This window comes from Halomonas sp. EF61 (assembly GCF_040147045.1).
In the GTDB taxonomy this organism is placed as follows: domain Bacteria; phylum Pseudomonadota; class Gammaproteobacteria; order Pseudomonadales; family Halomonadaceae; genus Halomonas; species Halomonas litopenaei.
The window spans coordinates 361,115-373,813 of record NZ_JAMSHM010000003.1; the positions used below are offsets into that span (position 1 = coordinate 361,115).

Annotated in this window: 11 protein-coding genes; 5 read left to right on the forward strand and 6 right to left on the reverse strand. The window is 65.1% G+C overall.

The window, feature by feature from the left end; translation table 11 throughout:
- The first annotated feature begins 151 nt into the window (after nt 1–151).
- From NFI08_RS16580 to nanR, 5 genes are all read left to right on the forward strand, one after another.
- Nucleotides 152–1,150 carry a sialic acid TRAP transporter substrate-binding protein SiaP gene (locus NFI08_RS16580; protein ID WP_045995038.1) on the forward strand — a complete coding sequence of 333 codons (999 nt, stop codon included), beginning with the start codon at nt 152–154 and terminating at the stop codon, nt 1,148–1,150.
- A 46-nt stretch (nt 1,151–1,196) separates the two neighbouring features.
- Nucleotides 1,197–1,763: a TRAP transporter small permease gene (locus NFI08_RS16585; RefSeq protein WP_108133178.1), complete on the forward strand. Its 567-nt coding sequence runs from the start codon at nt 1,197–1,199 to the stop codon at nt 1,761–1,763.
- 24 nt (nt 1,764–1,787) lie between these two features.
- Entirely contained in the window at nt 1,788–3,167 is a 1,380-nt protein-coding gene (locus NFI08_RS16590; RefSeq protein ID WP_108450206.1) for a TRAP transporter large permease, read from the forward strand.
- 105 nt (nt 3,168–3,272) lie between these two features.
- Nucleotides 3,273–4,349: an Ldh family oxidoreductase gene (locus NFI08_RS16595; RefSeq protein ID WP_349590817.1), complete on the forward strand. Its 1,077-nt coding sequence runs from the start codon at nt 3,273–3,275 to the stop codon at nt 4,347–4,349.
- 143 nt (nt 4,350–4,492) lie between these two features.
- Nucleotides 4,493–5,224 (forward strand): transcriptional regulator NanR, encoded by a 732-nt coding sequence (nanR, locus tag NFI08_RS16600; protein WP_108450207.1) that lies wholly within the window; start codon nt 4,493–4,495, stop codon nt 5,222–5,224.
- Between the two features lie 162 nt (nt 5,225–5,386).
- Here nanR and NFI08_RS16605 read toward each other — a convergent pair whose 3' ends face one another.
- The 6 genes from NFI08_RS16605 to NFI08_RS16630 form a co-directional block, all read right to left on the reverse strand.
- On the reverse strand, nt 5,387–6,535 hold the full coding sequence (locus NFI08_RS16605; protein ID WP_108450208.1) for a mannitol dehydrogenase family protein: 1,149 nt from the start codon (nt 6,533–6,535) through the stop codon (nt 5,387–5,389).
- A gap of 49 nt (nt 6,536–6,584) precedes the next feature.
- Entirely contained in the window at nt 6,585–8,270 is a 1,686-nt protein-coding gene (locus NFI08_RS16610) for a UxaA family hydrolase (RefSeq protein WP_108450209.1), read from the reverse strand.
- A 142-nt stretch (nt 8,271–8,412) separates the two neighbouring features.
- Nucleotides 8,413–9,468 (reverse strand): zinc-binding alcohol dehydrogenase family protein, encoded by a 1,056-nt coding sequence (locus NFI08_RS16615; protein WP_240184330.1) that lies wholly within the window; start codon nt 9,466–9,468, stop codon nt 8,413–8,415.
- Nucleotides 9,465–10,316 (reverse strand): fumarylacetoacetate hydrolase family protein, encoded by an 852-nt coding sequence (locus NFI08_RS16620; protein WP_108133184.1) that lies wholly within the window; start codon nt 10,314–10,316, stop codon nt 9,465–9,467. The genes NFI08_RS16615 and NFI08_RS16620 overlap by 4 nt, the downstream gene beginning before the upstream one ends.
- 253 nt (nt 10,317–10,569) lie before the next feature.
- Entirely contained in the window at nt 10,570–11,319 is a 750-nt protein-coding gene (locus tag NFI08_RS16625; protein ID WP_108450210.1) for an SDR family oxidoreductase, read from the reverse strand.
- Between the two features lie 747 nt (nt 11,320–12,066).
- Nucleotides 12,067–12,678 (reverse strand): cytochrome P460 family protein, encoded by a 612-nt coding sequence (locus NFI08_RS16630; protein ID WP_045995046.1) that lies wholly within the window; start codon nt 12,676–12,678, stop codon nt 12,067–12,069.
- Between the last annotated feature and the right edge of the window lie 21 nt (nt 12,679–12,699).

The following is a 12,699-nucleotide window of genomic DNA, read 5'->3' on the forward strand; positions in this document are numbered from 1 at the left end:
TCACTTCCTTGCATGGGCCAGTGGGGACAACTAGATTCAGTCTCGGTGGTATGACACGTATACAGTCGCCCAGGCATGGAGCCTGTCGATTCGATTGCGTGCATCCACCTTGCACACTCCACACGCCACAAGAGCCCGGGAGAACAACAAGATGCGCCCCAATCACTGCCAGCCGCCCGCCCGCTTCATTCGTCGTAGCCTGATCGCCGCCATGGTCGGCGTCAGTCTGTCGGCGGCCGCCCAGGCGGAAACGCTGACCTTCGCCCACGTCTACGAGACTTCGGAGCCTTACCACGAGTGGGCCGTCTGGGCCGGCGAAGAGATCGAGAAACGCACCGATGGCCGCTACTCGGTGGAGGTGCACCCAGCCTCTTCACTGGGCAAGGAAGCCGACATCAACGAGGGGCTGAGCCTCGGCACCGTCGACCTCATCTTTACCGGCAATCAGTTCGCCGGCCGTTCCTACGGTCCCATCGGCATCGCCGGTGCGCCCTACATGTTCCGTGACTTCGATCACTGGCAGGCCTACGTCGACAGCGACCTGTTCGCCGAGATCGCCCAGGGCTATGAGGACGCTACCGGCAACGTGCCGCTGGCGATGAATTACTACGGCAAGCGCCACACCACGTCCAACGAGCCGATCAATACGCCGGAGGACATGCAGGACCTGAAGATCCGCGTCCCCAATGCGCCGATGTACATGATGTTCCCCGAGCAGGTCGACGCCAATCCCACGCCGATCGCCTTCGCCGAGGTCTATCTGGCCCTGCAGCAGGGTGTCGTCGACGCCCAGGAAAACCCGCTGCCCACGATCAAGGCCAAGGCCTTCTACGAGGTGCAGGACGTCATCAACCTGACCGGTCATATCACCGACTCCCTGATCACGATTGCCGGCGGTCCGCTGTGGAATCGCCTGTCCGAAGAGGATCGGCAGATCTTCCGCGACGTCTATGAAGAGGCCGGCGAGAAGATCACCGCCGACATCGTGCAGCAGGAGCAGGACCTTGTGGCCTGGTTCGAGGAGCAGGGCGTCACCGTCAACGAGGTCGACACCGCACCGTTCCGCGAGGCGGTGATGCCGGCTCACAACGGTGACGCGGCGACCTGGGACCAGGAAACCTACGATCGCCTCCAGGCTATCGGCCAGTAAACGACGGAGGGGAGGGCGCCGTGCGCCCTCCCTCGGGAGATCCTTCATGACCCGATCTGACGTGAGTGACCCTGGCGTCGAACACGAGACCACCAGCGCCTTCGAGGTGCCCGATGACGACGACCGGATCCGACCGGGTGACTACGGCATCGAGGACTATCTGACGCTGGTGGTCTTCTGGCTGCTGGCGTTGGACGTCTTTGTTCAGTTCTTCAGTCGCTACGTGCTCGGCAACTCCATCGCCTGGACCGAGGAGATCGCCCGCTACCTGCTGGTAGCGGTGGGCTTTCTCGGCAGCGCCATGGCCGCCCGCAAGGGCTCGCATATCGCCGTGGAATTCTTCTATCGCTACCTGTCGGAGCCCACCGCCCGGGTCATGTGGACCCTGGTGGATCTGGTGCGTATCGCCTTTCTCGGCATGCTGGCCTGGATCACCTGGCAGCTGGCCCAGCGCACCAACTCGATGATGGTGTCGGTGGACCTGCCCAAGAGTCTGCTCTATTACGTGGTGCTCTTCGGGGTGGTGCTGATGCTGGTGCGCTCGATCCAACTGGCGGTGCGTCACTGGCGCACCGGCGAGAGTGAATTGATGTGTCGCGATGAAGACGACTGAGCGCCTCGAACAAGGAACAACCCCATGACTGAAGCAATGATCAGTGCCCGGCGCGGATCGCCAGTGCCCCCGGTGGTGGCGGCACTGGCGGTCGTCGGCTGCATCGCGCTGGCGTTTTTCGAGAACTACCTTTCGTTTCTGTTTGCCGCCCTGTTCACCCTGCTGGTCTGCGGGGTGCCCATCGCCATCAGCCTGGCCGGCTCCTGCCTGATGTACGTTCTGCTGACAGGACGCGTGCCCGACGTGGTCGTGGTGCACCGCATGGTCAATGGCATCGACAGCTTCCCGCTGCTGGCGATCCCTTTCTTTATCCTCGCCGGCAACCTGATGAACAACGGCGGCATCACCACCCGCATCTTTGACTTCGCCAAGGCGCTGATGGGCTGGATGCGTGGGGGCTTGGGCCACGTCAACGTCGGTGCCAGCATCGTCTTCTCGGGGATGTCCGGTGCCGCCGTGGCCGATGCCGGTGGCCTCGGCACCATCGAGATCAAGGCCATGCGCGACGCCGGCTACGATCAGGAGTTCGCCGTAGGCATCACCGCAGCGTCTTCGACCATCGGCCCGATCATTCCGCCAAGCCTGCCCATGGTGATCTATGGGGTGATGGCGTCGGTCTCGGTGGGGCAGCTATTCGCCGCCGGCCTGGTGCCGGGCCTGCTGATGGGTCTGACGCTGATGGTGATGATCACCTGGCTGTCGCGGCGTCGCGGCTACCAGCGCGATGCACGGTTCTCGGTCTCGGTGCTGGGCAAGACGTTCTCGCGGGCCTTCCTGTCGCTGCTGACCCCGGTGATCATCGTCGGCGGCATCGTCACCGGTGCCTTTACCCCGACCGAGGCGGCGATCGCGGCGGTGGTCTATGCGCTGATTCTGGGGGGACTGGTCTACCGTACCCTGACCTGGCGGCGACTGTTGAAGGTCAGCATGGAAACCATCGAGACCACCGCGGTGATCCTGTTCATCGTTGCCGGCGCCTCGATCTTCGCCTGGATCCTGACCAGCAACCAGGTCACCCAGCACGTCATGGGACTGCTGGGGCCCTTCCAGGACAATCCCATTGCCGTGCTCCTGATCATCAATCTGGTGCTGATCGTGGTGGGCTGCTTCATGGAGACCATCGCCGCCATTACCATCCTGGTGCCGGTGCTGCTGCCGGTAGCGGTGGCCTCCGGGGTGGACCCGGTGCACTTTGGTGTGATCATGGTGCTCAACCTGATGATCGGCCTGTTGACCCCGCCGGTGGGCATGGTGCTCTACGTGCTGTCGCGGGTGTCGCATATCTCCTTCGAGAAGTGCATGCGCGGCACCCTGCCTTTCCTGATCCCTCTGGTGGTGGCGCTGTTGCTGGTGACCTTCATTCCGGCGATTTCGCTGTGGTTGCCGACGCTGGTCTACCGCTGAGTCCCGGGTCGCCGCTGCGGCGGTGACGCGGTATGGCCGAGTCAAGGCGGCGCCGAGCGATCGGCGCGCGCCTTGCGGCCCTTATCCCCCTCACAAGGAATCCCCATGAGTGCCAGTCAATACGAGGCCTGTCGGGTCGATTACAAGGATCTGCATCGCTTTATCGAACAGGCGCTGGCGGCTGCCGGCGCCGATCAGGCCTCCCGGGAAGCGGTGGCCAAGGCGTTGGTCACGGCCTCGCTGATGGGCACCGACAGCCACGGCCTGAGGCTATTGCCGCACTACCTCAACGCCCTGCAAGGCGGGCGGATCAAGGGCAGCCCGACGCCGAGCATCAAGCAGCGTCTGGCCGGCACTGCGGTACTGGACGCCGATGATGGCTTCGGCCACCTGGCCGGGTATCGGGCCATCGATCATGCCGTCAGCATGGCCCGGGAGGTCGGCATCGGTGCGGTGGCGGTCGGCAACTCGTCGCACTTCGGTGCCGCCGGCTGCTACGCCCTCGCCGCGGCAGAGCAGGGCATGCTCGGCATGGCCTTTTGCAATTCCGATCCGTTCGTCCTGCTCCACGGTAGTCAGCGGGCCTTCCACGGCACCAATCCGATCGCCTTCGCTGCACCGGTGGCCGGCGAGGATCCGTATCTGCTGGACATGGCCACCAGCTCGGTGCCCATGAATCGGGTGCAGCAGTATGCGGCCATCGGACGGCCCTTGCCGGCGGACATCGCCGCGACCAGCGACGGCAGCACGACCACCGATGCCCGCCAGGTCAGCGCCTTGTTGCCGGTAGGTGGCGCCGGCTTCGGTTTCAAGGGGGCCGGGCTCGGTGGCATGGTCGAGGTGCTGAGTTCGACCCTGGCCAACATGGTCCACGGTTTTCGCGTGCTGCCGATGGGCGGGCCGGACATGTCGACTCCGCGCGGCGTCGGCCACTTCTTTCTGGTGATGGACCCGGGCGCCTTCGAGGAGCGCAGCGCCTTCGAGCGTCGCCTGGCCGAGTACCTCAAGGATCTGCGCCAGATGACGCCGGTAGAGGGTCAGCGGGTGCTGGCGCCGGGGGATCGCGAGTGGCAGACCCGCGATGAGCGCAAGCAGACCGGCATTCCCCTGGACCATGCCCAGCGCGATCAGTATCGCCAGATCGCCGAGCGCTTTGCGCTGACGGCGCTGACCGAGCACTGACCGAGCGCCGTCGAGGCTTGGCCTGGCCCGGGGGGTGAGTGTGCCGCAGTGACGCCTTGCTGCCCAGGGGGTGCGCCTTGCAGTACCATGTGCGCCGTGTCCCGGAGACGCTCCGGGTGATGGATCGAGGGAGACCCGCGTCGATGAGCAAATATCGGGTGGAGCGCAAGACGCTGTCCGAGCAGGTGGCAGAACAACTGGAGGCTGAAATCCTCGAAGGGCGGCTGGGCGAGAACGATCAATTGCCGTCCGAACGTGAATTGATGGAGCAGTTCGGGGTCGGGCGCCCGGCGGTGCGGGAGGCGCTGTTCTACCTGCAGCAGCTAGGCTTGATCGCGATCAACAGCGGCACCCGGGCACGGGTTATCCGGCCCACCGCCGAGGCCGTGATGGCGAGGCTGTCCGGGGTCACCCGGCAGTTGTTGGCCAAACCCGAAGGGCAGCAGTACTTTCAGGAGGCCCGGGCGCTTTTCGAGGTCGCGCTGGCCCGTCAGGCGGCGCAGCACGCAAGCGATGAGGAGATCCAGGCGTTGCGCGACGCTCTGGCTCATCAGCGTTCGGTGATCGGCGATGAAGCCGCCGTCAAGCGGGCCGATAACGACTTTCATGGCGTCCTGGCGAGTATCGGGCACAACCCCATCTACGACGCCATCCATCAGGCACTATCCGAGTGGCTCGATGACCGTCGCGCCCTGGCGCTGCAGCAGCCCGGGGAGGACCTGGCTGCCCTGGAGGCCCACACCGAGATCGTCGAGGCCATCGCCGCCCGGGACCCGGAAGCCGCCGAGGCCGCCATGCGACGGCACCTCGATCGTCACTACGGCACCTATATGCAGCTCAAGCAACGCCTCAAGAGTCGCCAGGACGACGCCTGAGCCTGAGGGAGCGGAAACTCGCGTGCTGCACCGGGCAGCGAGAACGGCCTTGGGCCAGAAACGTGAGCCGTAGCCATACGCCGCCGCCGGATGACATCCGGCGGCGGCGTGTTATTGAAGGGTGCCTTGTTGGAGTGATCCGCCAGTTTGCCCAGGACGTTGTCAGGTCGAGGACAGGGACGAGGTCGACGCGGAAGCCGTCGAGGGGAAAGCGCTGGCCAGGCGTGGTACGTCCCGACCCTGGCGGGCGGCCATCTGTACCACCGGCGCCAGCCTTCGCTCCAGCTTCTGGGGATGATTCTGGGCGATATCGGCCAGTCGGTGGTCCAGCCATGGATTGCGGAAACGATCCAGAATGCTGTCGACGTAGTCCTCGAGTTCCATGCCCGGAAGTTCCTGATCGAGCACCGGTACCACCTCCTGGCGCAGCATCTTCTCCAGTTCGTCTCCCAGGCGGGGGTCGTCTATCGCCTGGCGAACCAGTGTCACCTCCTCGCCGAGACCGAGATCCATGACGCGAGCGACCAGCCAGGTATGAGCCAGGTTCAAGAGGTGCAGCTTGCGCCGCTCGAAGGGACGGATATCGTCGACCAGATGTACGTCCGGGTGGGAGAACGGCATCACCAGCCCGGGCGTTTGCTGAATCGCCCAGAGGCCATAGGGCTCGGCGACGGCGCCCACCGGATCCAGCTCGGCGGAGACGATGCGGTCCACCAGGGTCACCGCCCACACGCAGTCCCGCTCGAGCCATGCCATGAAGCCATCGTCGTCGTAGTGGGCCTGTGCCAATTCCAGGATGACGTCCTTGAGCTTGAGGGCGTTGTCGGTCAGAAGCTCGCATGGCAGCAGGGTGACGCCGGGACGGCCGGCGTCGAAGCGGGTCTTCAACAGGTGCGTCAGCTTGGCGGGGAAGCTCTCGGGGCAGTCCCGCCGTGGGCCATCGCCCGCCGGGACCTGATAGCCCGCCTCGGAGGTGTTGGAGACCACGTGAGTTACCTCATCGCGAAAACGCCGCTCCACTTCTGCCCAGGCTTCGCTGGCAACCAGCGCGGTGGTGATGCTGTCGACCTGATGGGTGGTATCGATCAGTTCGCCATCACGTCGGCCGCGCATCTTGACCGGGTAGACCGGGTCCCTGGCCAGGGCGTGGGCCTTGGTTCGCCCGGCCGCACGGTTTGAGCTCTGTACCGCAATGATACGGATATCACTGCCGTGTTCGTCCCGGGCCTGGCTGGCGAACAGGTCGACGTGGGCCAGCAGAAAACGGCCGATGCCGAACTGCATCAGGGTGACGGTGGTTGCGTTTTGCATGTTGCCAGTCTCTCTCAAGGGAAGCTCACAGGCTCTTTCACAGGAACGCTCACAAGGACACCCCGCGCTTCCAGGGAATGAAGTCGTGCTGGGCCAGCCCCACGGCGCGGGTGGTGTAGCGCCCAGACGCGGTCTCGATGCACAGCGCCAGCAGGTCATCGGCGAGCTCGTCGATGGAGGCCTCGCCCCGGATCACTGCTCCGCTATCGAAGTCGATGATGTCCGCCATGCGGCGGGCCAGGTCCGAGTTGCTGGCGACCTTGAGGGTCGGTGCAACGGGGTTACCCGTGGGCGTGCCGAGCCCGGTGGTGAAGATCACCAGGTTGGCGCCGGAGCCGACCAGAGCGGTAGTGGACTCGACATCGTTGCCGGGACTGCACAGCAGCGCCAGGCCGGGTCGCGTGGCGGTCTCGGTGTAGTCGAGGACCTCGACCACCGGGCTGTCGCCGCCTTTCTTGGCGGCCCCGGCGGACTTCATGGCGTCGGTGATCAGACCATCGCGGATATTGCCCGGCGAGGGGTTCATCGAGAAACTCGCGCCGACGGCGTCGGCGTGGCGCTGGTAGGCCTGCATCAGCGACGAGAAACGTTCGGCGGTGGCGTCGTCGACGCAGCGCGACAGCAGTTCGTGCTCGACCCCGCAGAGCTCGGGAAATTCGCTGAGGATGCCGCTGCCGCCAAGGGCAACCAGGCGATCGATGACACCGCCCACCACCGGGTTGGCCGACAGACCCGAGAAGCCGTCGGACCCGCCGCACTCCACCCCGATGCGCAGGGCCGATAGCGGCGCCGGCTGGCGGGTCACCTGGTTGGCCTCGCGCAGGCCATCGAAGATGGTGCCCAGGGCCTGTTCGATCAAGGCGTCTTCGCTGGTGCTGGCCTGTTGCTCGAGGTAGTGCACCGGGCGCAGGCCCTGCGGGTCCTTGCTTGCCACCGCCTGCTTGAGCATGGCGATCTGGGCCTTCTGGCAGCCAAGGCTCAGCACCGTGGCGCCGGCCACGTTGGGGTGGGTGATATAGCCCGCCAGCAGGTTGCACAGCGCCTGGGCGTCGTCGTCGGTGCCGCCACAACCCAGGGTATGGGTCAGAAAACGCACGCCATCCACGTTGGGAAAGGGCGAGGAGGGAGGCTCGGTCACATGGCTCGGGCTATCGCCATGAAGCATCTGGCGTGCCATCTGCTTGTAGTCGCGGAAAGGGTCGTCACCCAGGGCGTCCGCCACACACTGGCGAAGCACCTCGATATTGCGGTTCTCGCAGAACACCAGCGGCACCACCAGCCACAGGTTGGCGGTGCCCACGCCACCGTCCGGACGATGGAAGCCATCGAAGGTGTGATCCTCTAAGGCGGAAACGTCCGGTGCCTGCCAGTGTTCCCGGCGGGTGACCGGGGTATCCGAGTGGGTGAAGTGCTCCAGGTTGTCGGTGCGGATCACGCTGCCACGGGCGATCGCCCGGGTGGCCCGGCCGACGGTGACGCCGTACATGGTGACGGTGTCACCGACGGCCAGATCCTCGAGGGCGAACTTGTGCTTGTGGCGGATGGCTTCCACCAGCGTCAGGGTGTCGGCACCCTCGTCGATGCGGTGCCCCTGGGGCAGGTCGCGCAGGGCGACACGCACATTGTCGGCAGGATGGACCCGCAGGCTTTCCTGGGCGGGCTGGTCGCTGGCGATGGTCGCGTTGGACGACGCTTCCTTGTTCGATGCAGCGGTGGTCGATGACTGTGTGGACATGGGACGGTCCTCGGCAAAGGCGTTGACGTTGTTATCGTGACGGCCTGGTGATCGGGTGCAGCAGATGACGGTGGGTGCCGTACGCCGCCTGGTGAAAGAGTGTTCGGTGCCCGTCGAAGGGGGCGCCGGTGCTGGCGCCGACTTATCGATCGAGGTGAATCATCGCCTTGATCACGCCGGCCTCACCGCCGCACCACACCGGCATGGTCTCCGGCAGGGCCTCGAGCTTGGCGCGATGGGTGATCATCGGGCGCACCTGGATACGGCCTTCTTCCAGCAGTTCGGTGACGCAGTCGAAGTCTTCGCGGGTGGCGTTGCGGCTGGCGAGCAGGGTCAGTTCTCGGCCGTGAAAGCTCGGGTCGTCAAAGCGAATGTCTGACTTGACGATGCTGACCAGTACGTAGCGGCCGCCGTGTCCGGCCAGGCCGAAGCCGGCCTCCATGGCGCTCGGGTTGCCGGTGGCGTCGAACACCACGTCGGCCAGTGCGCCGTCGTTGAGACTGGCCAGGCGCGCCTGCGGATCGTCCTCGCCCACTACCAGGGTCTGCTCGAAGCCGAGCGCTTCGCGGCAGAAGGTCAGGCGTTCGGCGCTGGTATCGAGCAGCAGTACCCGTGCACCGCGGGCCCGCGCGACCTGGGCGACGCCGATGCCGATGGGGCCGGCGCCGACCACCGCCACCAGTTCATCCGCTTCCACCGCGGCCCGGCGCACCGCGTGGGCACCGATGGCCTGGCACTCGATCAGTGCCAGCTCGTCTGGTTCCAGTGCCGGGCAGGCCACCAGATGATCGACCGGAACCTTCAGCCACTCGGCCATACCGCCGTCGCGATGGACGCCGATCACCTGCATCGCCTGACAGCAGTTGGTCTTGCCGCGCCGGCAGGCGCGACACTCGCCACAGTGCAGGTAGGGGATCACGTACACCGGCTGGTGCTCGAGGCGGGCACGGGTCGCCTCGTCCACGTCGTCGGCAAGGGCCTCCACCGTACCGGCCAGTTCGTGCCCCAGCACCCTGGGGTATTCGAAGTAGGGCTGGTTGCCGCCGAAGGCGTGGATATCGGTGCCGCAGACCCCGATGCGCGAAATGCGCACCAGGGCCTCGCCGCCGGCAAGCTCGGGGCGGGGGCGCTGTTCCAGGGCCATCTGCCCTGGTTCAACGCACACCGCCACGGTCATGGGCACGTCGCGCTGGCTCATGCGTCCGAATCCGCCACGACCTTCTGGGTCTGCACCCCGAGGCCCTCGATGCCCAGGCGCATGGTCTGACCCGGACGCAGGAACACCGGCGGATTCTGGCCCAGGCCGACACCAGGCGGCGTGCCGGTGGAGATGACGTCGCCTGGCTGCAGGCTCATGAAGCGGCTCAGGTAGCTGATGAGGTAGGCCACCTGATAGACCATGGTGCGAGTATTGCCGTCCTGGTAGCGCTTGCCGTCGACCTCGAGCCACAGGTTCAGCGCCTGGGGATCTTCCACTTCATCCGGGGTCACCAGCCAGGGGCCGAGGGGACCGAAGGTGTCGCAACCCTTGCCCTTGTCCCAGGTACCGCTGCGCTCCAGCTGGAATTCCCGCTCGGATACGTCGTTGATCACGCAGTAGCCCGCCACATGCTCGAGGGCGTCGGCTTCGTCGATATAGCGACCGCCCTTGCCGATGACCACGCCGAGTTCGACCTCCCAGTCGGTCTTGGAGGAATCGCGGGGAATGATGACGTCGTCGTCGGGGCCGCAGATGGCGCTGGTCCACTTGTTGAAGATCACCGGCTCCGGCGGCACCTCGGCGCCACTCTCGGCGGCGTGGTCGGCGTAGTTGAGGCCGATGCAGATGAACTTGCCGACCTGGCCGACGCAGGGGCCGATGCGGGTGTCGGCGGGAACCTCGGGCAGGCTTTCCAGATCGAGGCCGGCGATGCGCGCCAGGCTGTCACGTCCGAGGGCCTCTCCGGCAACGTCATCGATGACGCCGGACAGGTCACGGACACGTCCGTTGGCGTCGAGAATACCGGGAGCTTCCTGGCCGGGGGCGCCGAATCGCAGCAGTTTCATGGGGTGTCCTTTGTCGTTGATTGGATGGATAAGGTCGAAGGATAGGGTCGATGGATTGATGTCGTTGTGTCGTCTTTTACTTCAGCCAGCCGCCATCGATGATCTGGCTGGTGCCGGTGACGTTATATCGCGCCGACGTCATGGCATTGCGTCTACTGATGTCTTCACGCTAGCCAGCCGCCGTCGATGATCTGGCTGGTGCCGGTGCCGTTATATCGCGCCGACGTCATGGCATTGCCGTCGATCAGTGTCTTCACGCCAGCCAGCCGCCGTCGATGATCTGGCTGGTACCTGTGGTATACGCCGATTCATCCGAGGCCAGATAGACGGCCAGTGCGGCTATTTCCTCGGGCCTGCCCAGGCGTCCCATTGGCTGGCGGTCGAGGAAGGCCTGGCGCACCTGGGCTTCGTCCTGTCCCTGAGCCTCGGCCTGGGCGCGAATACGCTGCGCCAGGGAGGGCGACTCCACGGTACCCGGACAGATGGCGTTGCAGCGGATGCCGTGGGTCACGTAGTCCGCCGCCACCGAGCGCGTCAGACCGATGACGGCGGCCTTGCTGGTGCCGTAGGCAAAGCGTCGGGCAACACCTTTAAGGCTGCTGGCGACCGACGCCATGTTGATGATGCTGCCACCACCGGCCTCCAGCATACCGGGAAGAAAGGTCGAGATGGTGTGGTACATGGCGGTGACGTTGATCGCCATGGAGCGATCGAAGTCCTCGATGGAGCACTCGAGCAGGCTGCCGCTATGCACGTAACCGGCACAGTTGAACAGGATGGTCGGTGTCGGAATCTTCGCCCCCAGCTCGGCGATCGCCGCAGGGTCGGTCACATCCAGGGTGTGGCAGCGGACACCCCGGCGATCTGCCAGATCCTCGAGCTTGGCCGGATCGAGGTCGGTGGCGTGGACCTCCGCGCCCTCGGCGATAAAGCGCTCGACGGTGGCGCGACCGATGCCCTGGCCGGCGGCGGTGATCAAGGCGGTCTTTCCTGACAGACGCATGATGTCTCCTGTTGGCAGGGGCGACGAGGTTGTTGTCATGGCGGCGAAACATCAGGTGTCGTAGTGACGAAGGCCTGGTGCTCTCCCTCTAGCTGAAGCCTGCTGGTGCCGCGAGTTTTCGCTAGGTGGTATGACAGGCTGCTAGCATGACGTTATCCGTAGTATGGCGCAGGTTGGCTGGATTGCAATTGGCGCCAAGGGCCGACTTTGGTCGCAAGGGATCAAGAGTGCCGGGGTAGCGGAATATGGCTGATAGCAAAGAGCGGGGACGGATATCGCTGGTCCGCGGGAAGAGGGCGCCGAGAACATAAAAAAAGGCGGCCGGGGAGGGCCGCCAGGAGGGCAGGGAACGCAAGAAGGATGGCGGATATCGCTGCCGAGAGACATCCTTCTCTCGGGGCAGCCCCTATGCCACTTCTGGACTCCGGGGCGAATCCAGTGGCTCGCCGGTAGACGTACCCTGCAAGGCCACAGGGTGACGCAGGGTCACCGCCATCGCTTCATGCTCGGTGGTGCCAGGTGCTTGTCTTGCCGGCCTTCGTGCTACTGGGTATCGGGTGTTTATATGTCTATACGGCCGGCTGCGGTTCGCATGTGCACGTACCGCACGTTTCTACATAGCACCTTTCATTGGCACCTTTCATTGGCACCTTTAGGCACCATATTCCAGATGGTCCCCGTTCCTGACTCTGACTCCCTGGCCGATGGTTCAGGCCCTGGACTGTCGGAACGGGGCCAGACAGGCGATCAGCCGTCGTTGCCAAGCTGGGACTGGGTGCCGCCACCGGCGTCGTCGCCGGCGCCCTTGCCGGCGGTCAGTACCGGGTAGTACTGGGTAAAGACGAAGTCGTCGGCTGCCGCCGCCGCGTGGCAGGCGTTGCAGGCCGCGGTGGGGAAGGGCGCCGCTGTCTCCTTGAGACTCGAGTGGTCCGGCGTCGAGAAGCTGTAGTAGGCCCAGTTGCCGGGTTCATCCGGGAAGTGCTCGCTGCTCTTGATGGTCGCCTCGAGGCCGATGTATTCGCCCATGAAGTAGCCGTTGCCGCTGGCCGCCTGCTTGCTGCCGACGCTGATCAGCTCCTTGATCATGATGGCGCCATCGCGGAATTCACCGGTTTCCTTCCAGTGGTCCCAGCTTTCCGGATCGATGTAGACGGCGTGGAACTCGGGAAAAGGCGCCTTGCCGTTGTTCATGTCATTGGGCGTGAGCGGGGTACCGACGAACACCCATTCGCGGAAGCCGGTGGGGCGCGTGAGCTCCCCGTCGGTGATCTCGAAGTAGGTCTCGGCGACCGCGTCAAAGGCGATCAGGCTGGCGCCCATGGCGGCGGCGAAGGCGGTGAGACGGGAAATCCTGAGCATGGTCTGTCCTCCTTGGTCACC